Origin of the sequence: Clostridium sp. AF17-21AC (genome assembly GCF_003461365.1) — a bacterium.
Classification (GTDB): domain Bacteria; phylum Bacillota; class Clostridia; order Lachnospirales; family Lachnospiraceae; genus Coprococcus; species Coprococcus ammoniilyticus.
Genome location: NZ_QTWY01000004.1, coordinates 135,235 through 161,291 on the forward strand (window position 1 = coordinate 135,235; position 26,057 = coordinate 161,291).

23 protein-coding genes are annotated in these 26,057 nt (G+C 49.7%); all 23 read left to right on the top strand.

Annotation, left to right across the window (positions count from 1 at the left end; translation table 11 throughout):
• Window positions 1-49: 49 nt before the first annotated feature.
• The 23 genes from DWW85_RS07475 (at window position 50) to DWW85_RS07590 (ending at window position 26,038) form a co-directional block, all read left to right on the top strand.
• Complete coding sequence (locus DWW85_RS07475; protein ID WP_347470673.1) at window positions 50-6,409, top strand: SpaA isopeptide-forming pilin-related protein; 6,360 nt, start codon at window positions 50-52, stop codon at window positions 6,407-6,409.
• Window positions 6,369-6,908, top strand: a complete 540-nt coding sequence (locus tag DWW85_RS07480) for a gamma-glutamylcyclotransferase family protein (RefSeq protein WP_330674627.1) — start codon at window positions 6,369-6,371, stop codon at window positions 6,906-6,908. Before DWW85_RS07475 ends, DWW85_RS07480 begins: the two co-directional genes overlap by 41 nt.
• On the top strand, window positions 6,905-7,720 hold the full coding sequence (locus DWW85_RS07485) for a class B sortase (protein WP_117808222.1): 816 nt from the start codon (window positions 6,905-6,907) through the stop codon (window positions 7,718-7,720). The genes DWW85_RS07480 and DWW85_RS07485 overlap by 4 nt, the downstream gene beginning before the upstream one ends.
• A 329-nt stretch (window positions 7,721-8,049) precedes the next feature.
• Complete coding sequence (locus tag DWW85_RS07495; protein ID WP_117808224.1) at window positions 8,050-8,571, top strand: type II toxin-antitoxin system PemK/MazF family toxin; 522 nt, start codon at window positions 8,050-8,052, stop codon at window positions 8,569-8,571.
• Window positions 8,572-8,834: 263 nt separating this feature from the next.
• Complete coding sequence (gene metK / locus DWW85_RS07500; RefSeq protein ID WP_117808225.1) at window positions 8,835-9,995, top strand: methionine adenosyltransferase; 1,161 nt, start codon at window positions 8,835-8,837, stop codon at window positions 9,993-9,995.
• Window positions 9,995-10,960 (top strand): DUF3991 domain-containing protein, encoded by a 966-nt coding sequence (locus DWW85_RS07505; RefSeq protein ID WP_117808226.1) that lies wholly within the window; start codon window positions 9,995-9,997, stop codon window positions 10,958-10,960. Before metK ends, DWW85_RS07505 begins: the two co-directional genes overlap by 1 nt.
• Entirely contained in the window at window positions 10,960-11,739 is a 780-nt protein-coding gene (locus DWW85_RS07510; protein ID WP_242996089.1) for a hypothetical protein, read from the top strand. Before DWW85_RS07505 ends, DWW85_RS07510 begins: the two co-directional genes overlap by 1 nt.
• Before the next feature lie 57 nt (window positions 11,740-11,796).
• A complete protein-coding gene (locus DWW85_RS07515; RefSeq protein ID WP_117808227.1) occupies window positions 11,797-12,618 on the top strand; it encodes a site-specific DNA-methyltransferase in 822 nt (273 codons plus the stop codon).
• A gap of 139 nt (window positions 12,619-12,757) precedes the next feature.
• On the top strand, window positions 12,758-13,090 hold the full coding sequence (locus DWW85_RS07520; RefSeq protein ID WP_044920437.1) for a hypothetical protein: 333 nt from the start codon (window positions 12,758-12,760) through the stop codon (window positions 13,088-13,090).
• 142 nt (window positions 13,091-13,232) lie between these two features.
• Entirely contained in the window at window positions 13,233-13,610 is a 378-nt protein-coding gene (locus DWW85_RS07525) for a DUF3789 domain-containing protein (RefSeq protein ID WP_117808228.1), read from the top strand.
• 126 nt (window positions 13,611-13,736) lie between these two features.
• The gene (gene mobC, locus DWW85_RS07530; protein WP_117808229.1) at window positions 13,737-14,045 is read left to right on the top strand and encodes a plasmid mobilization relaxosome protein MobC; all 309 of its coding nucleotides are present in this window, start codon (window positions 13,737-13,739) and stop codon (window positions 14,043-14,045) included.
• Between the two features lie 3 nt (window positions 14,046-14,048).
• Window positions 14,049-15,338, top strand: coding sequence for a relaxase/mobilization nuclease domain-containing protein (locus DWW85_RS07535; RefSeq protein ID WP_117808230.1), 1,290 nt, complete (start codon window positions 14,049-14,051; stop codon window positions 15,336-15,338).
• Window positions 15,339-15,343: 5 nt separating this feature from the next.
• On the top strand, window positions 15,344-16,180 hold the full coding sequence (locus DWW85_RS07540) for a PcfB family protein (RefSeq protein ID WP_117808231.1): 837 nt from the start codon (window positions 15,344-15,346) through the stop codon (window positions 16,178-16,180).
• Window positions 16,181-16,183: 3 nt separating this feature from the next.
• Window positions 16,184-17,122: an ArdC-like ssDNA-binding domain-containing protein gene (locus DWW85_RS07545; protein WP_117808232.1), complete on the top strand. Its 939-nt coding sequence runs from the start codon at window positions 16,184-16,186 to the stop codon at window positions 17,120-17,122.
• 96 nt (window positions 17,123-17,218) lie between these two features.
• Complete coding sequence (locus DWW85_RS07550) at window positions 17,219-17,533, top strand: hypothetical protein (protein ID WP_015513376.1); 315 nt, start codon at window positions 17,219-17,221, stop codon at window positions 17,531-17,533.
• Window positions 17,534-17,563: 30 nt separating this feature from the next.
• On the top strand, window positions 17,564-17,815 hold the full coding sequence (locus DWW85_RS07555) for a DUF4314 domain-containing protein (RefSeq protein WP_015513377.1): 252 nt from the start codon (window positions 17,564-17,566) through the stop codon (window positions 17,813-17,815).
• Between the two features lie 23 nt (window positions 17,816-17,838).
• Window positions 17,839-19,572 carry a VirD4-like conjugal transfer protein, CD1115 family gene (locus DWW85_RS07560; protein WP_117808233.1) on the top strand — a complete coding sequence of 578 codons (1,734 nt, stop codon included), beginning with the start codon at window positions 17,839-17,841 and terminating at the stop codon, window positions 19,570-19,572.
• Window positions 19,572-19,946 carry a glutamyl-tRNA amidotransferase gene (locus DWW85_RS07565; protein WP_117808234.1) on the top strand — a complete coding sequence of 125 codons (375 nt, stop codon included), beginning with the start codon at window positions 19,572-19,574 and terminating at the stop codon, window positions 19,944-19,946. The genes DWW85_RS07560 and DWW85_RS07565 overlap by 1 nt, the downstream gene beginning before the upstream one ends.
• 74 nt (window positions 19,947-20,020) lie before the next feature.
• A complete protein-coding gene (locus DWW85_RS07570) occupies window positions 20,021-20,860 on the top strand; it encodes a hypothetical protein (RefSeq protein WP_117808235.1) in 840 nt (279 codons plus the stop codon).
• An 11-nt stretch (window positions 20,861-20,871) separates the two neighbouring features.
• Window positions 20,872-21,309, top strand: coding sequence for a DUF4313 domain-containing protein (locus tag DWW85_RS07575; protein ID WP_117628473.1), 438 nt, complete (start codon window positions 20,872-20,874; stop codon window positions 21,307-21,309).
• Window positions 21,310-21,317: 8 nt separating this feature from the next.
• Window positions 21,318-21,752 (top strand): PrgI family protein, encoded by a 435-nt coding sequence (locus DWW85_RS07580; RefSeq protein WP_117628472.1) that lies wholly within the window; start codon window positions 21,318-21,320, stop codon window positions 21,750-21,752.
• Window positions 21,739-24,075 carry a VirB4-like conjugal transfer ATPase, CD1110 family gene (locus tag DWW85_RS07585; RefSeq protein WP_117808236.1) on the top strand — a complete coding sequence of 779 codons (2,337 nt, stop codon included), beginning with the start codon at window positions 21,739-21,741 and terminating at the stop codon, window positions 24,073-24,075. The genes DWW85_RS07580 and DWW85_RS07585 overlap by 14 nt, the downstream gene beginning before the upstream one ends.
• A 31-nt stretch (window positions 24,076-24,106) precedes the next feature.
• Window positions 24,107-26,038, top strand: a complete 1,932-nt coding sequence (locus DWW85_RS07590) for a lysozyme family protein (protein ID WP_117808237.1) — start codon at window positions 24,107-24,109, stop codon at window positions 26,036-26,038.
• Window positions 26,039-26,057: the final 19 nt, after the last annotated feature.

The window sequence follows — 26,057 nt, forward strand, 5'->3', positions numbered from 1 at the left end:
AACGAGAACAGACAGGCCGGGTGGGAACATCCGGCTGTTCTTATGAGAAATGAAGAAAAATAAGAAAGAGGTAGAAAACATGAAGAGCAAATATCGATTCAGGCGGATCCTTTCAGGGGTGATGGCGGCAGTCACCATCTTATCCACGGTCATTTCACCGTTGACCGTTTATGCTTCGGAAGAGCCGAAAACGGCAGAACCGCCAGCTTATGAATCCGTAAAGGATCTGCTGGATGAAGAGGAAGTGGTAAAAGCCAACGATCTGGAGCTGGAAGTCGGACAGGAGTTTGATGTTTCCAGTGACCGCACGAATCTGGAAATCAAGGACGAAAGCAAAGTCAAAGTGACATTCCAGAAAGCAGAGAGCGACGCCGGGGAGAGTTTCAGCACCGGCCATGCAGACACTTACCATGCCGTTTATTATGTGGAGCCAGTCAACCAGAACCACCCGGTTTATCAGATTGGGAGAAACCTGATCGTAAAAGAGCCTGTGGCAGCGTCTCAGAGTGAACCACAGACAGAACAGGCAGTTACAGAAGAGGATACAGGTTCTGATGATGAGGAAGCTGCCTCGCAGGAAGAAACTGAGACAGAGCCTGTAGAGACAGAAATTGTTGAGCCGGAGACAGCTGAATCTGAAACAGAAGAACCGGAAGAAACAGAACCCGAATTTCAGGACGGACTTTCCGAATCCGAGTTTGATGCTGCATTAGAGGAATCCGAAACGGAAAATACAACCGATGAAGAATCCGGGCTGACACTCAGCGATGTTCTGGAGCAGGCAGGGGAACAGGATATTGACCTGATGGCAATGGAAGATGGGGAAACCGTTTCATTCACCGCAGTCAATACCAGTACAAGAGCAACACAGGACGTAGATGTGACAAGAGGGGCTGCATACTATTATGCAGACTACGGTCTGGGTTCCTACGTAACTTATAAATATACCGTAAAATTTGGAAACGTGTCTGCAACTGCCTACTGTGTGCAGCCGTCCAAGGCAGGACCTGGGGATGGTGTCTATAAGATCACCAAACTGGGTGACAGCAAAGCACTGGCAAAAGTATGCTACTACGGAACCAAAGCATCCGGTGAGAATGGATTTTTTTCTGAGAAACATCCTGATTTTTCAGCCGGAAAACAGTTTATCATTGTCCATCTGGCAGCATCCTATGCAAATAACAGCGGTGACGCTTTTTCTGGTACGAATGCAACCGGACAGGCTCTGGCAATGGAACTCTACAATTACTGCATGAGCCAGCCGGAGATCCCGGAAGTGGACATGAGTTTCTCCAATGCAGATGTTACCGCATATATCAGTGGCAACAGCCAGAGAACCGAAGAGATCACCTTCAAGGCATCCGAACTGCAGACCATCACCATGAAACTGCCGTCCGGTGTCAGACTGCATAATGTGACAACCGGAAAGACCAGCAGTGTAGGTGCATCCGTGGAAATCTGCGGCGGTACCAAATTTTATTTATCCGCACCGCTGACACAGGCTGTGGATGTCAAAGGGGAATGGTCTTCCACCATGAAAGGAAGCATCATCAAAGACTACTCCGCTTATAAGATCACCACCGGAAGCGAGACACAGGACCTTGCCCTGGTATTTGGCGAGGGCGTGACCGATGAGAAATATGTGGATTTTAAAGTTTCATGGGTAAAACAGGCAACTCTAGAAATCGTAAAAAAGGACCGCAAGAGCAACAAAGCCATCGCAGGTGCAGTCTATGGCGTTTACAGTGACAAGGACGGAAAGAACCTGATCACGAAGATGCCGGCCACAGATGACAACGGAGCTTCCAGCGTTACGATCACAAAAACACAGGATACCGTATACCTGAAAGAGATCTCCGTACCAAACGGATACCTGCTGGACACTAAGGCTTACGATGTGAACCTGGTCATCGGCGGCACTGTAAAACAGACCGTTACTGATGCTGAACAGATGGCAAGCCTGACTGTTTATAAATTAGGGGAAGTTCTGACTGGGGCAAAGGTAACTGATGATGGTGTTTCCTTTGTTTATACCGAGCAGAAACAGAAAGGTGCGGTTTATAACGTTTATGCCGCGTCGGACATTGTATCCGCAGACGGAACAGTAGTCTACAAAAAAGACGCATTAGTCAAAGCCGGACTTACCACCGGAGATGACGGAAGTGCCACACTGGATAATCTATATCTGGGGGAATATGTAGTAAAAGAAATGCAGGCACCACAAAATCTGGTATGCACAGGCGAAAGCCAGGAGATCACCCTTTCCTATGCTGGAAGCAACGTAGAAAAGGTCATGGGAAGCGTGACATTCAAAAATGACCGCCAGAAAGCAAGCGTAAGTGTATACAAGCAGGATAAGGAAACCAGGAAATACCTTCCGGGCGGCACTTATGGTCTGTATGCCGGAAATGACATCAAAGCAGCGGACGGAACCATTGTGGTCAAGAAAGATACTCTCATTGAGAAAGCAGTGACCGGAACAGACGGAAAAGCCGTATATCAGGCAGACCTGCCGATAGCCAACAGCTACTACATGAAAGAGCTGGGTGCACCAGCTGGATATGTGAGAAACGGCGAGGATGTGTACTCCTTTACCTTCCAGTACACAACAGACAAAGAGGCAACGGTTTCTTTCAACCATACGTTCCAGAATGAGCGGATCAATGCGAAGATCAAACTGGTAAAAGAGGATTCCGAAACCGGAAAGACCGCACAGGGAGATGCAACCCTTGAGGGTGCTGTTTACGGATTGTATGCCCGTGAAGATATCGTACATCCAGATGGACAGACAGGTGTTCTTTACCCGGCAGGAACACAGATTGCAACCCTGACTACGGATACAGAGGGAAATGCAGAAGTCGCAGACCTCTATCTCGGAAAGTATTACGTTAAAGAACTGACTCCGCCTGTCGGATATCTGGCAGACCCGGGAGAACATGATCTGGAGTGTAATGACGAGGGAGATCTGGTTCAGACGGTAGAACGTACCGTAACTTCTCTGGAAGATGTGATCAAACAGCCGTTCCAGGTCATCAAAGCAGCCAACAACGGAAAGACCGATGCTGATCTGTTAAAAGGTGTTGGATTCAGTGCATATCTGGAGAGAAGTCTGAAGAAAAACAAGGACGGCTCCTATGACTTTGCCTCCGCAACTCCGGTCGTGCTGACCGCAGACGGACAGACAGAGATGTTCACGGATGAGCGTGGATATGCCTGCTCCATTCCGCTCCCATATGGTACCTACATTGTAAGAGAGACCACCACACCGCACAACTTCAAACCAGTCGATGATTTTAAAGTTGTGATCTCGGAAAACAATCCGGATCAGCCGCAGGTATGGCGTGTGCTTCTGGACGAAGAGTTTGAAGCAAAATTAAAGATCATCAAAAAAGACGATGAGACAAAGAAATCTGTCCTGGTTCCGAATACCGAGTTCAAGGTATACGATTTGGACAACAAAAAGTATGTGGAACAGGTAACCACTTACCCATCCACTACGGTACATAAATCTTATTTTACGGATGAGAATGGATACCTGATCTTGCCGCAGAATCTTGCTTGTGGAAATTACCGCATTGAAGAAGTGGCTGCACCGGATGGATACACCCACAGCACTAATACCGTGGAAATCAAGGTGGACAGCGATACTGCATACCAGGAAGATCCAGTCAGCGGTGACCTGATCATTGAGGTAGATTTCGAAAACCACCCGGCAAAAGGCAGACTGACCATCCGCAAGGAAGGAGAAGTAGTCAAAGGTTTTGACAAGGATTTCACCTATGAGGAAGCCAGCCTTGCAGGAGCCGTGTTTGAGGTTTATGCCGCAGAAGATATCTATACCGCAGACCATCAGAAAGATGAGAACGGCAACCGTTATCTGGAATATACCAAAGACACATTGGTAGCAACGGTGACAACCGATGAAACCGGAAGTACCGTAGTCGAGAACCTTCCGCTCGGCAAATACCGTGTAGAAGAGAAAAAAGCACCGGAGGGCTACACCTGGAATGCCAAAGGCGAAGAAATAACTTTCACCTATGCCGGACAGGATACCCCAGTCGTAGACGAAGAAGTGACCTTTACCAATGAACGCCAGAAAGTAAGCATCACCGTGGAAAAACAGGATGCAGAAACAGGAAGCACGGTAGCTGGAGCTACATTCGGTCTTTACAATAAGAACGAGATCAAATCCGGTGACAAGGTAATCGTGAAAGCGGACACTTTATTACAGGAGATCATAAGCGATGAAAAAGGACAGGCACACTTCACCCTGGACCTGCCGCTTGGAACTTATTATGTGAAAGAAATTTCTGCACCGGATGGTTTTGTATCTTCCGATGAGGTATTGGAATTTGATGTCACCTATCAGGGGCAGGACATTCCGACCATCAAGCTGAAATCTGTGAAGAAGAACCAGCCGACCACCATCGAGGTGACAAAATCCGACCTGACCACAGGCGTAGAGCTGAACGGGGCATCCCTTTCTGTTCTGGACAAGGATGGAAATGTGATCGACAGTTGGACTTCCGTAAAGGATGAGCCTCATGTGATCAAATATCTGACTGTTGGAAAAACTTATATCCTCCGTGAATCCCTTGCACCGCTTGGTTATTTAAAGACCACAGATGTGGAATTCACCGTTCAGGATACCGCAGAAATACAGAAAGTGGAAATGAAAGACGATGTGCCGAAAGCACTGCTGATCGTAAACAAGAAGGGGGAATTCCTTGATAAGATCACCCTGCTGGACAATGTCAAAGGCGTTGTAGAGCATCTGTTTGAGTACATCACAGGAAGCCTGTCAGACGTTACCTTTGAGATTTACGCTGAAGAGGATATCAAAGCAGCCGATGGCGTAAGCCCGGATTATTATGCTAAGGACGAGCTGGTGGCAACCGTGACTACTGATGCAAACGGTGTTGCAGAAGTATCTGACCTTCCGGTTGGAAAATACTATGTCAAAGAGGTGGGAACAGCATATGGTTATGTGCTGGATGAAGAACCACGATATGTAGATCTTTCCTACCGTGACCAGGATACATCGGTTGTCGTATACGATGAGGACTGGCAGAACAACCGCCAGAAGGTGAAAGTGAACGTCCTGAAGAAAGAAAAGGATACCGACCGTGTATTAAAAGGAGGCATCTTTGGACTGTACACCAGAAACGACATCCTGTCCGCATCTGGAAAGGTGCTGATGGAAGCAGATACCCTGATCGAGTTAAAAACAACAGATGCAGATGGAAAGATTTCCTTTATTGCAGACCTGCCGATCGACGGAACCTATTATGTGAAGGAGCTGTATGCACCGGATGGATTTGTCACCACCGGAGAAGAGCAGGAATTTGTTTTTGGGTATCAGGGAGACAAAGAAGCAGAAGTGTCCTATGAGTTCGTATTTGAAGATGAGCCGACAACCGTGGAACTTTCCAAAACCGATCTGACCACTGGCGAGGAACTGCCGGGAGCCAGATTACAGCTGACCGATGAAAACGGGGCTGTTGTTGAGGAATGGACCTCCACCGAGGAGCCGCACATCATCAAAGAACTGGTTGTAGGAAAATCTTACACCCTGACAGAAACCAAGCCGGCCGATGGATATGCCACTGCGGAAAGTATCACATTCACCGTGGAAAATACCGCAGAGATCCAGAAACAGGTGATGGAAGATGACGTGACCAAAGTGGAGATCAGCAAAACGGATATTACCGGAGATAATGAGATCGAAGGCGCCAAACTGACCATCACAGATGAAAATGGCAACATCGTAGAGAGCTGGACTTCCGGAAAAGAGCCTCATTATATCGAAAAACTTCCGATCGGTGAATACACCCTGAAAGAAGAGCAGGCTCCAAACGGTTATGTTGTTGCGGAAGAGATCACATTTGAAGTGGCAGATACCGCAGAGATCCAGAAGGTAGCCATGAAAGATGGTACCGCAAAGGGACGCCTGATCGTTGAGAAAACAGATAAGGATACCGGAGCTGCACTGAAAGATGCGGAATTTGAACTGAGGGATTCCGATGACAAAGTGGTAGAAACTCTGACCACTGATGAAAACGGCCATGCAACCAGCGGACTGCTTGCAATCGGAACTTATAAGGACGGCAAATTTGACAAAGCAGCTACTTACTATCTGGTTGAGACCAAAGCACCGGAAGGATACCAGCTGGACGAAACAAAGCATGAAGTGACATTTACCTATGTAGATGACAAAACCCCGGTAATCGAAGTCATCCAGAAAGTGACGAACGAGAAGCTGCCGGAGGATACCCCGTCTGTAAGCAACCCGAAAACAGGCGATGACACCAACCTCTGGATTCCAGCCCTGTGCCTGATTCTTTCCGCAGGCGGTTTGATTGGTATGGGTGTGGCATCCAGAAGAAAGAAGAAAAAAGGGGGCAGATAGGCTGAAACAATTATATTTTGCGTATGGAAGCAACATGGATCTGGACCAGATGGCATATCGGTGCCCAAAGGCGGAGGTGGTAGAAACCGTCCGCCTGGAGGGGTATCGGCTGACCTTTGCAAGTGCAGGGAGCGGTCTTGCCACCATCTTCCCGGAAGAGGGAAGCCATGTGGACGGCGTCCTCTGGTCACTGACCGGGGACTGTGAAAAGAGCCTGGATCTTTATGAAGGCTATCCTGATTTTTACGACAAACAGGAGATCACCGTCAAGAATAAAGGTGGAAGAGAGATCAAAGCCATTGTCTATATCATGACAAAAGATTACATGCAGAACTTTAATCCGCCCGGACGGTCGTACCTGACTGGGATCTTAAAGGGTTGCAGGCAGAATCAGATCCCAATAGAACCAATCCTGAAAGCAGCAAGGAAACCGCCTGTGCCGGGACAGACACAGAAGAGCCAGCCAAAGAAATCGAGGAAAGCCGGCCAGGAACGATGAAAGAAAAACCAAAGACAGGAATCTTACAGAGGTTTTTCAAGATCATCTGCCTTGCAGTGACGCTGACAAGTGTCGGGTTTTTGATTTACCACATGGTATATTTCCCAATGGAGAACAAAAAGCTGGTGGCAGAGCTGAAAGGGAATTTCCCGGAGCCGGAAGCTCCGGGAGCCTCAGGCTCTCAAAAAAAAGACCAACCAGCTGGAAGAAAATGCCCGGTGGCTGCGGTAGACCTTGTTTCTCTTCGGGAACAATATCCGGATGTGCAGGGATGGCTGACAATACCGGACACCGGGATTGATTACCCAGTGCTTCAGTCCGAACAGGAGAATGGGGAGTTTTACCTGAAACGGAATTACAAAAAGGAATATGACATCAACGGAAGCCTGTTTTTACAGGCAGACTGCAAAGTGTCTGAAAGTCGGAACCTTATCATTTACGGTCACAACATGAACAGTGGGGCAATGTTCGGAAATCTGGACTTATATGCAGATGAAACATATTATCAGGAGCATCCCTTTGCTTATCTTCAGACAGAGGATGGCATTCAGGAATACCGAATTGTCACGGTGCTAAAAGCAGACAGGGATCTGTTCCCATTCCAGCAGAAACTCGCAGATGAGGAGGCAGTGCAGGAATATTTAAAAGCAGCCAAGCAGAGGGAAGTGTTCGAAACGGGGGATGATTACCTAAAGGGTATCTGTGATAAGGTCTTAACGTTCATCTCGTGTTCGTATGAATGGAGCGGTGCCAGGAACATCGTCCTGGCGGTGCCGGTTTCCGGGGCAGTGTGGAGCCAGAAGTGTTCGTAAGTACCCCAAAAGTGCAGAAAATGAGACAAATAATGACCGCACGGAACGGAAAGTGTTCAAAACAGGAGAGTATATCAGGTATATGTGTTGAGGGTATTCAGGGTGAAAAATGTTCAAAAAAAGAAACTCTAGCCATACTCTGCAGGTTATCTGCCAATGCTCTGACGGAGAAGTGTCTGAAAGTCCCCAAAAAGTGCAGAATGTGAGACAAGCCTAATAAGTTGTAGCGGAGAAGAAAGTGGAAATCCAGTGAAATATTTTATCAAAATGTTGTTGAAGCAGTGTCCGAAAAGGAATATAATGGGGATATTCATTCAAAGGAGATAGATATGATTCCAGAAGCACAAGAATATTATAACATTGCTGCATGGCAGAAGAATAAGGTAGAGTATAACCGAATATCAAAATTTAATTCCAACAAACGCCGTCAGATTCTGCATGGACAAATCTGGTTTTGTGATATGGGATATAACATCGGAACAGAAAAAAACAAGATGCGTCCGGTTCTGGTCATGTCCAATAACAAAATCAACACTTCGGAAAAAATAGTAGTTGTCTGCATTACAGATGCAAAAGGAAAAGTAAATTCAAATAATCTTCCAGCACAGGATTCCTGGTTTCTGCTATATTCCTCTACACAGGATGAAGCTAAAATGGTTGTTCCAGGCAGAACGGTACCCGCACAAATGCATACATACGATTTTTTAGACAAAGACAGTATGGTTCAATGTGAAGAAATCCGGGCAGTCAGTAAATCAAGGCTGGACGTTTCAAGAGGCTGCATTGGAGAACTGACAGCGGAAGATTTTGCACTTGTCAAGGGAAAATTCCGAAGAGCCTATAATTTATAGTTGACTTTTGATAGGTGGTTGCATATAATAAAAGAACAAAAGGAAATACTATGATTAAGTCCCATGCTTGAGCAATCAAGATACAGTGGGTACTATATAAAATTTCAACGAAGCCGTATGACCGAAAGGTATAGCTTCTGGAGCTCCCCGGTATATCCGGGGAGTTTTCCTTTATAAAGAAAAAATAATTGCAAGGCAGGAAGTGTTCCGTAAAAAGAATGCTTCCTGCCTTTTTTGTTACGTTGGAAAGGATGGTAACGATTATGAAACGATTTTATACAGCAGAATCCGTAACAGAAGGACATCCGGATAAGCTCTGCGACCTGATCGCAGACAGCATTCTGGATGCGTGTCTGAAAGAGGACGAAAATTCCAGGGTGGCTTGCGAGGTGCTGGCAACCAAAGGTAATATCATCGTGGCAGGAGAGATCACCAGCCGATATGAGCCACAGGTGTTTGAAATCATCAAAAAGGTGCTGGAGAGCGCAGACTATGAAGCAGAAGGAATCCATATGGATGCACTCATCCACAAGCAGAGTCCTGACATTGCCGGGGCGGTGGAGCAATCCAGAGAACGCAGGGTAGGGACTGTTTCTGTTCAGAGCGGACTTGCCAGTGGTGCCGGGGATCAGGGCATCATGGTTGGATATGCCTGCGATGAGACGCCGCAGCTTATGCCGATGCCAGTGGTTCTGGCGAACCGCATCGTGAGGGAACTGTCTGCAAGCCGCAGAAGCGGTTATATCATGGGAATCCTGCCGGACGGAAAAGCACAGGTCACAGTGGAATATGAAGATGACAGGCCAGTCCGTCTGGATACCGTCATTGTGTCCTGCCAGCATGAAAAAGAAAAATCCCTTCGGAAACTGGAGCATGAGATCCGGGAGAAAGTGTTGCGCCCGGCCCTTCGAATGCTGCCGCCAGATGAGGATACCAAAATCCTGATCAATCCATCGGGCAGATTTGTGTGCGGAGGTCTGGATGCAGACACCGGACTGACCGGAAGAAAGCTGATGGTGGATACCTACGGCGGTCTGGTTCCGCATGGCGGTGGTGCATTCTCCGGGAAGGACTGTTCCAAAGTTGACCGTTCCGGGGCATACATGGCACGTTATATTGCCAAAAACATGGTGGCTGCCGGACTTGCCAGCCGATGCCAGGTATCCCTTGCCTATGCTATCGGGGTTGCCCAGCCAGTCATGGTACAGGTAGATACCTTTGGAACCGGAAAGATCTGTGCGGATGACTGCCTCGCCGCAGCAATCCCCCTGGTGTTCGGGCTTACCCCAAGCCAGATCTGTGACACCCTGCACCTGAAGCGGCCGATCTACCGACAGAGTGCCGTGTTCGGGCATTTTGGAAGAAAGGAATTCCCGTGGGAGAAAATAGATAAGGTAGAGCAGCTCCGGGACACCGTGATGTAATGCCGTGGATTCCGGAAGAAGAGATCAAACGGGCAAGGGAGATCACCGCCATTGAGTACCTGAAGAAATACCAGCCGAACCGCCTGAAAAAATCTTCTGCCAGGAATGAATGGGAGCTGACAGATCATGACAGCTTCAAGATCAACGAACTCACCAGCCAGTGGCACTGGAAATCCAGAGATATTGGGGGCACCAGTGCCCTAAATTTCCTGATTCATGTAGATGGCTGTTCGTTTCTGGAGGCGGTGCAGATGCTGAAAGATGAGTATCCCACCTACATCCCTCCGCCTGTGGAGAAAAAAACCAAGAAGCCGTTTGTCCTGCCGCCGGCCAGCCCGGACTGCCGCAGGGTGTTCCGATACCTGAAAGAGCGTGGAATCAGCGGAGAGGTCTTACAGCGGTGTGTTCATCTGGGAATCTTATATGAAAGCCTGCCTTACCACAACGCTGTGTTCGTAGGTCGGGACGAAAATCAGGTGGCAAGGTATGCTTTCCTGCGTGGGATTTACGATGCCAGCGGAAAGTCTTTTAAGATGGAACAGGCCGGAAGCGAAAAGGCATACGCTTTTTGTGTTCCGGCACAAACAGGATGCAGACGGGTTGCCGTTTATGAAGCCTGTGTGGATGTGCTGGCTCACATGACACTGGAACAGGGAAGTCGGGATAAGTACCGTCTGGAGCTTGGCGGGATCAGTGCACCAAAAGAAGGACAGAGCCAGCGGAGTATGAAAAAGCCGCAGGCACTGGAACATTTTCTATCCCAACACCCGGAGATCACCGAGATCGAAGTGTGTACCGACAATGACTTTGCCGGACGTTGGGCGTGTGAACATATCCGAAAAGCCTATGAGGGAAGCTATCGGATCATCGAGAACCTGCCAGAGATCGAAGGGGCAGACTGGGCGGACATGGCAAAGATGGCTGCCCGGACACCGGAGAAACAGCAGAGCAAGGAAGTGAGGTGATGTCTATCAAAGAAAAAATAGAAGTGGAAATGCTGTCCCCTCTGATGGCAGAGTTTATCTCTGACTATTCAGACATTGTGGATCTGGATGATGCGGAACCATTGGAAGGACCTGACCTGGTGCAGTATCAGCCAGCTATAGCAGAAAAGGTTGACGAGATCAACCGGCTCGGTATGCCTGACAACCAGCCATGCAACTTGATTGATTATTTTGAACGAAACAAGGACATTAAGGAAAAAGTGGAACGCATTACAATGGCGGTAAAAGAACAGGATGGTGTTTTATATGGCTGTGCAAACCTGACACTCCGGGAGAATCTGACACCAGAGGAATACCGTGTGGTGGGGCAGTATCTGAGAGGCCAGTACAGCGATGGCTGGGGAGAAAGTCTGGAACAACGGGAGATCAAAGTAGACGGCGGTGAATTATACTTACATTTCTATGTCGGTGCCGGATCGGATTTCCAGGTACAGGTGAAAGCACCGGAAAACGAGATGCAGGAAAAGCAGCCGGAACCAAAGCCGTCCCATCCGAAGCTGAAGCTCTTAGGGCATGACGGAAATATTTTCTCGATTCTTGGCGATGCCTCAAGATTGCTCAGACGTGCCGGGATGTCCGAACAGGCCAACGAGATGGCAGACCGTGTCCACAAGAGTGGCAATTATTATGAAGCACTGGGAATCATCAGTGAATATGTGGAAACCGAACTGTCGGATCACCGTGAACAGCCCAGAACACAGAGAAAAGAAACACCGAAAAAAGAGGATACCTGCCGATGAGCAGTTCCATAGATAGAAGCACTTCCGGAGAAATCTGGGAAATAAGCAAGAGGAAGGATGATGCCTATGGGAAATACCCTGAAACTTGAAGATCTTTTAAAACCGGACTGCCTGCCGGATGAGTCTGCCGGAGGGGAGAACTGGCGTATCCTGCATGGGGATACCTTAAAGCTGGTAAAAGGATTCCAGCCGGGAATCTTTGATGCAGTCGTGACCGATCCGCCCTATGCGTCCGGGGGAACCAAGCAAAATGAACGCAACCGCACCACCAACCAGAAGTACAGCAGCATGAAAGCAGAGAATGCCCTTCCGGACTTTGATGGGGATAACAAGGACCAGCGTTCCTGGACCCACTGGATGGCAGAATGGCTTTACGATGTGCGGAAAGCCTGCAAGAGAGGGGCTCCGATCTGCCTCTTTATTGACTGGAGACAGTACCCGTCCATCACTGATGCCCTCCAATGGGCAGGCTGGATCTGGAGAGGAACAGCCGTCTGGGACAAGGGGAACTCCCGTCCGCAGAAAGGCAGGTTCCGCCAGCAGGCAGAGTATATCGTGTGGGGAAGCAACGGCCCGATGCCGATCAACCGCCCGGTGTCCTGCCTTCCGGGTGTGTTCCGTTATGGAAATCCACAGAACCGCATCCATGTGACAGAGAAGCCGCTCCAGCTGATGAAGGATGTCATCCAGATCTGCGAGCCGGGCGGCCTGATCTTAGATCCGTTCGCCGGAGCTGGTACTACCATCCTTGCGGCGGCAGAATCAGGCTATCAGGCGGTCGGCATCGAAGTGACGGATGCATATTATAAGCTGGGAAGCGACCGTGTCCGTATCGCACTGGAAGCCGGGGCAGGAGCAGAGAATAAAGAACCACAGTAACCGGATGTCTGCCAGACATCTGAAAAAGAGAAGAAAAGAATCCAGATGTCCACAAGACATCCACAGAGCGGAATGCTTTGTGGGTGTTTCTTTTTGGAAAAACGCCGGGCAGAGGAAACCTGTCCGGCCAGGAAAGGAGATGGTCGTATTGGAACAGGCACTTGCTTATGTCTGCTGTTCTGCAGAAGAAGGAAAGACCAAAGTACAGCGGTACTGCCGGAAGATCTACGAACTGGGATATGTGCCGATCTGCCCGCAGTACAGCTTTTCCCCATTCCTTGATGACGGGGATGCAGAGGATATGCAGGCCATGCGGAGAATGTCCCACCAGATATTAAGGCGGTGCAGGATGGTGGTCGTCTGCGGAAAAGAGACCACCGGGACGATGAACACGGAGATCAGCATGGCTGACAGGCTCCATATCATCTGTACCACACTGGATGGGTTAAGCAAAATCAAGGAAAACGAGTGATTCAGAGAAATAACAGGTTCAGAGGGGACGAAGCAAAATGCGACTGGTTTTGCAAGCATAGCGTTTGGATATCCAAACGCACTTTGGGGAGAACCCCAATCCCCCATACCGAGCCGTAAACAGACGAAAGGAGAACGAAAAAATGTTGGGATTTATATTTGGCACAATGACCGGAGGAGTAATGGGCGTTTTTGCAATGTGTCTTTTCATAGCTGGAAAGCGTGAGGATGAGGCACTGGAGCGGTGCCGGATGAAACCAAAGGAGATCATTGACCACGGCGTGTGCATCTGTTTTGTAAACAGCCAGGGAGAGGAACTGTTCCGTCTGGCAGACGGGGAAAGCCTTGTGCAGAATGCCCCAAATGGAGAGCGGAACGTATCCACCTGCCACTATCTGGATGCCGATTCTGCTATGATTGATGGGAAAAAATGGAACCTCCTGGAATTCGCAAAAGAGATGGAAAAGAGAGGGATCATGTTCGCCCCGATGGAGCTGTGCCAGGTACCGGAAAGGGGGTGAGGCCTATATGAAGAAAAAGATCATTGCTGCAGCCGTAGCCATTGGCGTGCTGACAGGATTCCTGATCTGGAAAAACCGTGAAATGTAAGGAAACGATTAATAACCCGTTGGAAAGCAGGTGAAGAGATGAGAAAAAGAAACCATGTGATACCAGTCCGCCTAAATACAAAGGAGCTGCGTTTTCTGGAAGAGCAGGTAGAAAAAAGCGGCCTGTCCCGTGAGGAATACATACGTTCCCTTGTCATGGGCGGCGAAGTCCGGGCAAGACCCTGTGAGCATCATACGGAGCTTTTGCGGAAAATATCCGGTCTGTGCAACAACGCCAACCAGCTTGCCCATGTAGCCAACGGCTGTGGGATGGCCGGGGAAGAGAGTATCCGGGAAATGCTCCGCATGACGAAAGAGACATGGAGACTGGTCAAAGAGGAATGGTAGCCGATGGCATACACCAGTATCATCCCGGTCAGCCGTCTGGACAATTCCATCACGTACATCCGAAACAAGGATAAGACCACCAAGAAAGGGCAGAGTGCCGGCTCTCTGGAAGAAGCCATCGATTACGCCATGAATCGGGACAAGACGGAGCGTTCCGTTTTTGAGGATGCCATCGGCTGCGTCTGTGAGACTGCCTATCAAGATATGGTAGCTACGAAGAAACGATACCACAAGATGGACGGAGTACAGGGGTACCATCTGGTGCAGAGCTTTGTCAAAGGGGAAGTCACCCCGGAGCTTGCTCACCAGATCGGCATGGAAATGGCAGAAAGGCTCCTTCAGGGAAAATACGAAGCAGTCATCACCACCCATCTGAATACGGAGCATTACCACAACCACATCGTGTTTAATTCCGTGAGCATGGAAGATGGGAAAAAGTACCACAGCAACATCAGGAGTTACTATGAGGATGTAAGGAAAGCTTCGGATGCCTTATGTCTGAAATACGGCTTATCTGTCATCGAACCGAAAAACGGCAAAGGGAAATCCTATGCACAGTGGATGGCAGAACAGGACGGAAAGCCGACCTGGAGAACCTCGATCCGTCTGGACATCCGGGATGCTGTGGCAGAGAGCTTCACATGGAAACAGTTTCTGGAACAGATGAAGCAGAGGGGATACCAGTGGAAGCTGAACCGGAAGTACATTGCATTAAAAGCACCGGGGATGGAACGGTATATCCGTCTGCGGAGCCTTGGGAAGCATTACTCGGAAGAGAGCATCCGGCAGTGGATCTTGCAGCCCAAGAGCAGGATACCTGCTGGAAAAGAAGGAGATTCCAGATCCCCGAAAAAGAAGTTAAAAGGGATACAGGCCCTGTACTATTCCTATCTGTACCAGATGGGTGCCCTAAAGCAGAAGCCGAAAAGGATCTCCCCGGTGCTCCGGGCAGACATCCGAAAACTGGATGCCAGGATCGAGCAGATGGAATTTCTACAGAAGCATCAGATCACTACCCGTGAAGAGCTACTCACCTACCGCACATCGTTGGAAGAGAGGGTACAGGCACTCACGAAAGAGCGGAAGCGGCTCTACCGGAGCGAACCGGACAGTGTCAGGATCGGTCAGATCACCGAAGAACTGAAGCCGCTTCGAAAGGATATCCGCATTTGTATCCGGATCGAACAGCAGTCCCAGGAGATGGAAGAAAAGATGCGTCTGGCAGAGCAGATCCAGAGACAGGAAGAAGAACAGACGGAGAAAAACAGAAAACCGAGAACAGAAAGCAGGTGAACAACATGAATTATGGAGGCGATGCGGCGGACCAGATCGTCCGGTATTCCTTGGACGGCGTGGACCACGGGCTCAGGCTTTCGGGTACGCTGGCAAAGCATCTGGCGGTATTTGTTGCCGCCGTATTAAAAGACCAGAAGAAAACGAGGGGCAAGACCAGAATGGTGCGGATGTTAAAGGAGAACAAGCCATTGAAGTTCTTCACTGTGCCATCTGACCGCCTGCGTGAATTCTGCAGTGAGGGCAGGAAACGAGGACTGCTCTATGTGATCATCCGGGATAAAAAGAACCCGGAAATGAGCGAGGTCATGGTCTTTGCCGATGATGCAGCCAAAGTCAACCGTGTCATGGATAAGATGAACCTTGATTTTGTAAGGAGCGAAGTCGGGGAAGCTGTCCATGAGGTAACCGCCGGAATGGAAGCACCGGAAACCGAAGCAGTACAGGAAACTGTGCAGATGCCGGAGGGCGAGGTGCAGTTTGAAATCAGCGATCTGGACGAAGCATTCCAGGTCGGTGACATGGACTTTTCTGAAGAGGAAAAGAACCAGAATCATCCCGAAAAGGAGTTTTCCGAACCGGAAAATTTTATCCCGGTGCAGGAAGAGGGGGAAGAGAATCTGTCCGGCTCTTCCTTGCACAGCAGAAATATTTCTACCGGGCAGGAAAAAGGGACTGATGCAGGGCTGAGGGAACAGGAGCGTCCCAGTGTCCACCGGGAGCTGGAGAACATCAAACGGGAGAAAGCAGAGGAATCCCAGAAGCGGAGCCGGGAAAAGAACCGTGGACCAAGGAAAACGCAGAAGAAAGCAAGAAATAAACGAAAGGTGAAAGCGAGGTAGAAGATGGACCTGACAAAATTTTTAGGGCAGGACTCGCAGGAGCAGTCCGCCCAGCGGTTATCGAAAGAAGAATATGCCGCACAGAAAAAGCAGGAGAGGGAAGAAATCTGGGGTATGATCGATGGAAAGGCACAGGAGGTCTTCCAGAATGGGGACTCCTTAAAAGGATTCCTTGATTTTATGGGACAGTGCAAGCCGCAGAGGACAGACAACCTGTTCCTGCTTTATGCACAGAATCCGGAGATACGGCAGGTCAAGACCTTTGAAAAATGGAAGGAAGAAGGCAAGGTAGTCAAGACCGGAAGCAAGGGATACAACTTCATTGTCGGACAGGAATATGAAAAGGACGGTGTCATCCAGCAGGGGTACTCCATCCAGAAAGCCTATGACATCAGCCAGATCCGTACCAAGCAGCCGGAAGAGGCAGAGCCAAAGCCGATGGACCAGCTGATGGAAGCACTGCTGACTGACAGCGAGGTACGGATTCAGATCGCAGACAATCTGCCGGATAAGGTACAGGCACAGTACATCCCGAATAAGCGGACGATCTATGTTCGAAATGGCATGAGCGAAAATGCAACGTTCCATTCCATCAGCCGGAAGCTGGCCTGTGCATCCCTTGACCATCACGATGGAAGCTACAGCAGGGCAGGGGTATCGGCACAGGCCTATTGTGCGGCGTATGTGACAGCACAGAAATACGGCATGGATGTCTCCAGTTTTTCCTTTGACAAGGTATGCCAGATGCAGGCATTCGGACAGAAAGATCCGAAAGAACTCCGCTCCTTTATCCAGGATGTAAAGAGTGCAGCCTATTCCATTGGCAAGCAGGTAGACCGCAACCTTGGCAAAAGCGAGCAGGAATTTATGACCGATGAATTTGCCATCCCGGAGGAAAAAACGGAGAAACCTGCCAAGAGTAAAAAGTCCCCGGAACGCTGATAAAAAGGGGCTTTTCCGGCTCTTTTGCAGTAGCTTTCCGGGAGGAAGTGTGGTATGTTGTGGTTGAGAAAAAAGAGGAAAAAAGGAGGCTCGCCTATGACAAGAATGCGATATGTAAAGATGGACCGGATCATGAACCACATGCTGATCCATGCACTCCGGGAAGTGTTCCGGCAGGAAAAAGAACAGGGGCTTCCGGTGGATACCACACGGGATCTGGTTCTGAAGCTGGCAGAGCAGGAAGAGGGAAAGCTCTACCTGACAGAAGCCGAACACAGCAAATCCGTGGAAGCCTTAAACCAGCTCCGGGACACATACCTGAAAAACGGACGCTATTCCGATGGGATCGATAGCGTCCTCTTAAAGATCATGAAATCCAGATACCGCCCATACCGTGGAAGGGGAAGATGAAGAAAGGATGTGGTACAAATATACAGAAATATGACACAAGAAAGAATAGAAGCCATGCGGAGAAGATATCCGCCGGGAACCGAGGTCACGCTTAACAGCATGGAGGGGGAGAGCCACATGCCACCCGGCTTAAAAGGTAAGGTGGATATGGTAGACGATGCAGGGCAGATCCACGTAAACTGGGAGAATGGAAGCAGCCTTGCCCTCGTTCCGGGAGTGGACAGCTTCCACATCACGGATCTGCCGAGAGCAGAGAGGCCAAAACAGCAGCCATCCCGGTAACAAACAGCCGGAAGTCAGACTGGGTGATCTGGCTTGCCGGACTGCCTGTCATCTGGTGGGCAGCGATCCTGCTTGCGGATGCCATCCAGCCGGGCAGGAATCTTTTCGAGCTGATGAAGGTTCTCACAGAAAAGCTGAACCATCCCTTCCAGTTTCATTATACGGAATATACCATCAAGTCGATGCTGGTCTGCACGTTACTTTACGCAGCCGGGATCGGCATTTTTTATTCCAGTCAGAAGAACTACCGCAGAGGGGAAGAACATGGCTCTGCCAGATGGGGCGGTGCCCGGCAGATCTGTAAGAAATATAGCCAGAAGCCGTACTCCCAGAACATCCTGCTGACACAGAACTTCCGCATTAGCCTTGACACCCACAAGCACCGCAGATGTCTCAACATTCTCGTAGTGGGAGGCTCCGGTGCAGGAAAATCCAGAGGCTTTGCCCTGCCAAACATCATGCAGTGCTGCTGTTCGATGGTCATCACCGATCCGAAAGCCGAGCTGCTCCGAAAGACAGGCGGCCTGCTGGAAAAGAAAGGATATGAGGTGCGTGTCTTTGACCTCATCAATCCCGACACATCTTTTTGCTACAATCCATTCGAGTATGTCCACGATGACAAAGACGTGCTCCGTCTTATTTCCAATCTGATACAAAACACCACACCCAAAGGTTCCCAGTCTTCTGATCCCTTCTGGGAGAAGAGCGAAACCGCACTGCTTCAGGCACTGATGCTGTATCTGCTCCACGAAGCTCCGCCGGAAGAACAGAACTTCGCCATGATCATGGAGATGTTAGGCTCGGCACAGGTAAAAGAAGAGGACGAGGACTACGAGTCCCCTCTGGACATTTTGTTTGACCGTCTGGAGATGCGGGACCCGGACAGCATTGCCGTCAAGCAGTATCACATTTACAAGCAGGCGGCAGGAAAGACCGCCAAGTCCATCCTGATCAGTGTAGGTGTCCGGCTGGCAGCCTTCAATCTGCCGCAGATCGCCAAGCTGACCAATACTGATGAACTGGATCTTTCCAGCATGGGAGAAAGAAAAGTTGCCCTTTTCTGCTGTATCCCGGATGCAGACACCTCTTTGAATTATCTGGTAGGCATGATCTACAGCCAGCTTTTCCAGACGCTTTATTACATGGCAGACCGTGTGCATGGCGGTGCCCTCCCGGTTCCGGTCAACTGCATCATGGATGAGTTTCCAAACGTATCCCTGCCAAATGAGTTTGAGAAGATCCTGGCAACCTGCCGTTCCCGTTCCATTTACTGCAGCATCATCATCCAGAACATGAGCCAGCTAAAGGCTCTGTTCAAGGACTCCTGGGAAAGTCTGGTGGGCAACTGCGATGAGTTTTTGTACCTGGGCGGCAATGAAAAAGAGACACACAAATATGTATCAGAATTACTGGGGAAAGAAACCATAGACACCAACACCTACGGGCAGACCAAAGGAAAATCCGGCAGCTACTCCACCAACTTCCAGCAGAGCGGAAGGGAGCTGTTACAGCCGGATGAAGTCCGTATGCTGGATAACCAGAATGCACTTCTGTTTATCCGCGGGGAGCGGCCCATACTGGATGCCAAGTATGACCTGATGAAGCATCCCAACATCCGGTATACCGAGGACGGAGGTGCCGGCCCGTTCAATTATGCGAAAGCACCGCTGGCGCATGACGATTTTACATTTGACGAAACAAGATATGACGATTACGAACTGCTTCTGGATGAGGACATCATCGGGGAGCTTTTTTGATGGGAGGAAAGCCAATGAATTTACTGAAAAATAAGAAACACACAGAAATCAGGAAAGAGACCGCACCGCTGAAGATGAAGAGAGGGCAGAAGAAACTGTTTGCTCTGTATGTAGTCATGGTACTGTCAATCTGCATTGGGGCGACCTGCGTTTATGCCGCAGGCGATCCGCTGACCGTAGTCAATAACCTGTCCACGTTTATCTTTTCCCTGATCCGCGCCATTGGCCTGATCCTGCTGGGATTTGGTATCGTGCAGGTCGGTCTGTCCTTAAAGAGCCACGATCCAAGCCAGAGGGCAAACGGATTTCTGACACTGGCAGGCGGTATCATCATTACCTTTGCAAAAGAGATCCTGGACCTGATCATGGGATAGGAGAAGAGTCCAGAAGGGGAGCCATGCGAAATGCCGGCTCCCTGCTCACTTTTGAGGATGGGAGGTGAAACTGTTTGAGTGATAACTGGATCGTACAGAATCTAAATTCTGCCTTGCAGACCTGGAGTGACAAGCTGGCCGAGATCTGGACACTGCTGACGCAAAGCCCGGAAAATTTCAAGGGCGGTGCGATCTGGAGCGTAATGACGAACATCAACGGAGGGCTCCGAGCCATCGGGTACGGCCTGCTGGTCTTATTTTTTGCGGCAGGGCTGGTGAAAACCTGTGGGAGCTTCACGGATATGAAAAAGCCGGAACATGTAGTAAAAGCCTTTATCCGTTTCGCACTGGCACAGGGAGCCGTCATGTCCGGCATGGAACTTCTGACGGCAATTTTTTCCATTGTGCAGGGGATCATCTCCAGCATTATGTCTCATTCCGGGATGGCAGGTGGAACGGTAACGGAACTGCCCTCAGAGATCGTGGACAAGATCGAAGCAGTCGGGATGCTGGAATCCATCCCTTTGTGGATCGTAACCCTATTGGGCAGCCTGCTGATTACGGTATTGTCATTTGTCATGATTCTGACTGTATACGGAAGAATGTTCAAGCTGTATATGTACACAGCCATCGCACCGATCCCGCTGGCAACCTTTGCCGGGGAGCCAACTCAGTCCGTAGGAAAGAATTTTATCCGTTCCTATGCCGGGGTATGTCTGGAAGGAGCCATCATCGCACTGGCCTGCATCATCTTTTCGGTGTTTGCGGCGAGTCCGCCGGCCGTCGAGGATACCAGCCTGTCTGCTGTGACGATTGTCTGGAATTACATCGGGGAGCTGGTATTTAACTTACTGGTACTGGTCGGGGCAGTGAAAGCATCTGACCGGATTGTAAAAGAGATCATGGGATTATAGGAGGCAAAAAAATGGAAGAACCAAAGACACTGAGCTACGACTGGCAGTATGGCCGGGAGAAATTATTTCTCCGGGTAGACAGTTACATGAACGATGACAATCTCTATATCGGGCTTTACCACATGGAAGATGGATGCCCGGAAAGCTTTGCAGACCTTACGGTAAACCTGCCCTTTGCTCCGCTGGGCGGTATCAATGAAGCCTATATCGACCACAATTTCAGTAAAGAAAAGCTTCGTTTTATAAAGCAGTATAAGCTGGGAACGATCCAGCCGGATACCGCATCATCCGGTTACTGCATTTTCCAGAGGGTTGCATTCGACCTGAAAAAACTGGCAGAGCTTGATCCGGAAGGAACAAAAAGATTTATGGAAAGAAATGGCACCCAGCAAGGGGATGCATCCAAACAGAAACCAAAGAAAAAACAGAGATCACAAAGAGAAAGGTAGAAAACAACATGGAAGTGAAAATGAATAAAGAAATCCGAGACTATCAGGAGTCAATGTTCTGGGGGTTAAGTTTCCGGCAGTGCTTATTTTCGGTACTGGCAATCCTGGCAGCCCTTGGGATTTATTTCCTCACCCGGAAATATGCCGGGGAACAGGTAACTGGATGGCTGTGCATCCTTGGGGCGGCTCCCTTTGCGGCCTGCGGCTTTTTCCGTTACCACGGCATGACGGCAGAACAGTTTGCATGGACAGTCATCAAATCCGAACTGCTGTATCCGAAACGGCTGGTATTTAAGTCGGAAAACCTGTACTTTTCCTGTCTGGAAGAGAGCCTGCGGCTGGGTGAAAAAATGATGGGAAACGGAGCGGAGCTTCTGGAGAAGAAGCGGACGAAACAGAAGAAACCAAAGAAGCGAAAAGGAAGGGGTGATGCCTTTGATTAAAACCCTGAGTCAGACACTGAAACAGGACAAAGAAAAATTTAAAGTACCGAGGTCTGTCCAGCAGGCAATCCCCATCCGCAAGATCTGGCCGGATGGTATTTTTCAGGTGGAGAGCAAGTATTCCCGGACATTCCGGTTTACGGATATCAACTATTCCATTGCCAGCAAAGCGGACAAGACAGAAATGTTTCTGGATTATTCCGAGCTTTTAAATGCACTGGATTCCGGCTGTACGGCGAAGATTACCCTGAACAACCGCAAGATCAACAAGGAAGAGTTTGAGCAGTCCTTGCTGATTCCGATGAAAGGGGACGGGCTTGATGCATACCGGAAGGAGTACAACGACATGCTCCTGTCCAAAATCTCCGGTACCAACAACAGCATCTATCAGGAACGCTATCTGACCGTCAGCGTTCACAAGAAAAATATCGATGAAGCCAGAACCTATTTCGCCCGTGTGGGAACAGATATCATCACCCATCTGGCCAAGCTGTCCTCCATCGGGGAAGAACTGGATGCAGAACAGAGGCTCCAGATCTTCCGAGACTTTTTCAAGGCAGACGTTCCGCAGAGTTTCACGTTTGACATGAAAGCCTTTGCGAAAAAAGGACACAGCTTCAAAGACTGGATCTGCCCGGACACGATGGAATTCCACAATGATCATTTTAAACTGGGTGAGCAATATGGCAGAGTCCTTTTTATGGAAGATTACGCCAGCTATGTAAAAGACGAGATGGTATCGGAGCTGTGCGGACTTGGCAGAAACCTGATGCTATCCATTGACATCATCCCGGTACCGACAGACGAAGCAGTGAGGGAGATCCAGAACCGACTGCTGGGCGTAGAGACAAATGTCACCAACTGGCAGAGGCGCCAGAATGCAAACAATAACTTTTCTGCCGTGGTTCCTTACGATATGGAGCTGCAGCGAAAAGAAACCAAGGAGATGCTGGATGACCTGACCACCAGGGATCAGAGAATGATGTTCGGTATCTTGACGATGGTACATATGGCAGACAGCAAGAAGCAGTTAGATTCTGATACGGAAACCCTGTATTCCATTGCCAGAAAACATCTCTGCCAGATGGCAACCCTGAAATGGCAACAGGTCGATGGGCTGAATACCGTCCTGCCGTATGGCCTGCGGAAAATCGATGCCGTGCGAACCCTTACCACAGAGTCCACTGCCGTATTGATTCCATTCCATACGCAGGAGATCATGCAGCCGGGCGGCATCTATTATGGGCAGAATGCAGTCAGCAAAAATATGCTGGTGGCAGACCGAAGGAAACTGTTAAATGGCAACTCTTTCCGACTGGGTGTCAGCGGTTCGGGAAAGAGCTTCTCAGCAAAAGAGGAGATCGTAGACCTTGCCCTTTCCACGGAAGATGACATCCTCATCCTTGATCCAGAGTCGGAGTTTGCTTCTCTGGTGGAAGCCTTAAACGGAGAGGTTATCCGGATCTCGGCAACCTCGGATACTCATCTGAATGCACTGGACATGGATTCCGCCTATGGCAATGACCGCAACCCGCTCATTGAGAAGTCAGAATTTATCCTGTCCTTGTTTGAGCAACTTGTCGGAGCCGGAAACCTTTCGGCAAAGGAGAAATCCATCCTCGACCGCTGCACCGCAGATGTGTACCGGGATTATATGAGGGGCGGTTACAAAGGGCAGGTGCCGACTTTGAAAGACCTGTACCGACAGCTCATGCTCCAGCCGGAGGAAGAAGCCAGAGGACTGGCCTTGTCTTCGGAATTGTTTATCAACGGAAGTCTGAACACCTTTGCCCAGGAAACCAATGTCAACACGAAGAGCCGTATCATCGACTATGATATTCGGGAGCTGGGCGAACAGCTGATGCCCCTTGGCATGCTGGTCACACTGGATTCTATTTTCAACCGTGTGATCCAGAACTGGAAGAAGGGAAAAACGACATGGATCTTTGCGGATGAGTTTTATCTGCTGTTCCGCTACGAATACAGTGCGGACTTTTTCTACCGCCTGTACAAGCGTATCCGTAAGTATTCCGGATTTGTCACCGGGCTTACCCAGAACGTAGAGGAACTTCTGAAATCCGATACCGCCCGCCTGATGCTGGCGAACAGTGAGTTCCTGATCCTTTTGAATCAGGCCACCACCGACCGGGACGAGCTGGCGGCACTTCTGAATATTTCAGACAACCAGTTATCCTACATCACCAATGTGGGTGCCGGCCATGGTCTGATCCGCTGTTCCGGAAATCTGGTGCCATTTGAAAATTCGTTTCCAAGAAATACAAAACTGTACCGCCTGATGACGACCAAGCCGGGCGAAGCGTAAGAGCGGGACAAGCCGAGACTGGAGGTGAGAGATGAAGGATATCAAAACCAAAGAAGTTACAACAAAACCAAAGACCAAAAATCCTGCCTCCAGAATCCCCAAGGAGCTGATGCGGACGGCCATACTGGAGAGCAAGGAAAAATCCCAGACCATCGCAAATGCCAGGGACAATGACATGGGAGAACAGTCCCCATCCGAATATGCCAGTGGGAAAGTCACATCCGCAGAGGAATGGGCTGCAAGAAAGACAGGCAGAACTGTAACCAGAGCCGGAAAGACAGCCGCACAGACTTCCTACGAGAAGATCAAACAGAGAGCCGCTGGCAAAAAAGAAGCGGAGAAAGAAACCGCCAGAGGAACAGGGGACACACAGACCGCCAATCCTGCCAGCCGGGAAGCTCAGGAAGCACAGATCCGGGAGGTACAGATCCAGGAAGCCCAGCGGCAAAAGGTGGTTTCAGATGCCGTCAAAACGAAAGAGCAGAAGATCCGGGCTGCCAGGGAGACACCAAGAATCCAGAACAGACAGGAAATAGCAGAAATGAAGCAGCTCTCCATCCGAGAACAGAGCCGGAAGAAGGAAGCAAAAGATACAGTAAGGCAGACCACCATCCGACAGAAACAGCCGGAAACCATTCGGATTAAAGAAAAACCAAGGAAACAGCCGGAGCCGAAAACCATACAGAAGCGTATCATCAAGACGGCTCCCCAGTCTGCGAAGATCAGCGTCCAGCCAGAGCAGAAGCTCCGTGCGGCCAGCTCCAACGCCCTGACAGCCCGGATGCAGAAGCAGATGGAACGAAGGGCAGCGAAGCAGGCGGCGAAGAAAGCTGCCATGCAGACGTCCAACAACGTCCGCCGGATGCAGAAAACGGCAAGGGCAGGGCAGAATACCTTCAAGGCAGCCAAAGCCGCCGTGGAAGCGGCAGCGAAAACCGTGCAGTCCATGATGGCTGCACTGGGAGCCGCCGGAGCAGTTATCGTTCTTTTATTGGTTATCATGGTCGGAATCATTGGCGGTGCGGCATTTTCAGGAAGCTCAGAGAGCAACGAAGCATTGAGTCAGGAAGTCCTTTCCTATACAACAGCTATCCAGAAATATGCCAACCAGTACGGAATCCCCGAATACGTTTCCGTGATACAGGCGATCATGATGCAGGAATCCGGCGGCCGGGGAACCGATCCCATGCAGAGCAGTGAGTGCCCATACAACACCAGGTACTCCAACAGTCCCAATGCCATCCAGGACGCAGATTACTCCATACAGGTAGGAATCCAGTATTATGCAGACTGCCTGAAGGAAGCCGGATGCACCAGTCCACAGGATATGGATAAGCTGAAACTGTCCCTGCAAGGATATAACTACGGCAACGGATACATAACGTGGGCGATACGGAAGTATGGCGGTTACAGTGCCGAAAATGCCCTGCAGTTTTCCAACGAGCAGGCGGCTTCGCATGGATGGAGTGCCTATGGCGACCCAGAGTACGTCCCACATGTCCTGCGGTATTATTCCAGCGGCGGATTGTTTGCCGGCCTGTTTGGAGGCAACGGCCAGATCGTATCGGTGGCACTTACCCAGCTTGGAAATGAGGGAGGCCAGAAGTTCTGGTCGTGGTATGGCTTTGACAGCCATGTGGCATGGTGTGCCTGCTTTGCCAGCTGGTGTGGGGATCAGGCAGGACTCATCAAGAGCGGCAAGATGCCAAAATTCTCCCTGTGCGATGATGGAATCGCATGGTTCCAGAGCAAGGGAAAGTGGAAAAGCCGGGGATATTCCCCAGCACCCGGAACCCTGATCTTTTTTGACTGGAACGGGGACGGAACCTCAGACCATGTGGGAATCGTGGAGAAAACCGAAGGCAGTACCGTATACACCGTGGAAGGAAACTCCAGTAATGCCGTGAACCAGAGAAGCTATGATATCAATAACGGAACGATCATGGGATATGGTATACTTTGAAAATTAAAATAGAATATAA

Coding starts and splice junctions, on each gene's coding strand:
- DWW85_RS07550 (WP_015513376.1), top strand. CDS start 17,219: ATGACAAGAATGCGATATGTAAAGATGGACCGGATCATGAACCACATG.
- DWW85_RS07510 (WP_242996089.1), top strand. CDS start 10,960: ATGTCTATCAAAGAAAAAATAGAAGTGGAAATGCTGTCCCCTCTGATG.
- DWW85_RS07590 (WP_117808237.1), top strand. CDS start 24,107: ATGAAGGATATCAAAACCAAAGAAGTTACAACAAAACCAAAGACCAAA.
- DWW85_RS07505 (WP_117808226.1), top strand. CDS start 9,995: ATGCCGTGGATTCCGGAAGAAGAGATCAAACGGGCAAGGGAGATCACC.
- DWW85_RS07580 (WP_117628472.1), top strand. CDS start 21,318: ATGGAAGTGAAAATGAATAAAGAAATCCGAGACTATCAGGAGTCAATG.
- DWW85_RS07475 (WP_347470673.1), top strand. CDS start 50: ATGAAGAAAAATAAGAAAGAGGTAGAAAACATGAAGAGCAAATATCGA.
- DWW85_RS07540 (WP_117808231.1), top strand. CDS start 15,344: ATGAATTATGGAGGCGATGCGGCGGACCAGATCGTCCGGTATTCCTTG.
- DWW85_RS07520 (WP_044920437.1), top strand. CDS start 12,758: ATGGTCGTATTGGAACAGGCACTTGCTTATGTCTGCTGTTCTGCAGAA.
- DWW85_RS07545 (WP_117808232.1), top strand. CDS start 16,184: ATGGACCTGACAAAATTTTTAGGGCAGGACTCGCAGGAGCAGTCCGCC.
- DWW85_RS07495 (WP_117808224.1), top strand. CDS start 8,050: ATGATTCCAGAAGCACAAGAATATTATAACATTGCTGCATGGCAGAAG.
- DWW85_RS07575 (WP_117628473.1), top strand. CDS start 20,872: ATGGAAGAACCAAAGACACTGAGCTACGACTGGCAGTATGGCCGGGAG.
- DWW85_RS07565 (WP_117808234.1), top strand. CDS start 19,572: ATGGGAGGAAAGCCAATGAATTTACTGAAAAATAAGAAACACACAGAA.
- DWW85_RS07585 (WP_117808236.1), top strand. CDS start 21,739: ATGCCTTTGATTAAAACCCTGAGTCAGACACTGAAACAGGACAAAGAA.
- DWW85_RS07535 (WP_117808230.1), top strand. CDS start 14,049: ATGGCATACACCAGTATCATCCCGGTCAGCCGTCTGGACAATTCCATC.
- metK (WP_117808225.1), top strand. CDS start 8,835: ATGAAACGATTTTATACAGCAGAATCCGTAACAGAAGGACATCCGGAT.
- mobC (WP_117808229.1), top strand. CDS start 13,737: ATGAGAAAAAGAAACCATGTGATACCAGTCCGCCTAAATACAAAGGAG.
- DWW85_RS07525 (WP_117808228.1), top strand. CDS start 13,233: ATGTTGGGATTTATATTTGGCACAATGACCGGAGGAGTAATGGGCGTT.
- DWW85_RS07515 (WP_117808227.1), top strand. CDS start 11,797: ATGATGCCTATGGGAAATACCCTGAAACTTGAAGATCTTTTAAAACCG.
- DWW85_RS07485 (WP_117808222.1), top strand. CDS start 6,905: ATGAAAGAAAAACCAAAGACAGGAATCTTACAGAGGTTTTTCAAGATC.
- DWW85_RS07555 (WP_015513377.1), top strand. CDS start 17,564: ATGACACAAGAAAGAATAGAAGCCATGCGGAGAAGATATCCGCCGGGA.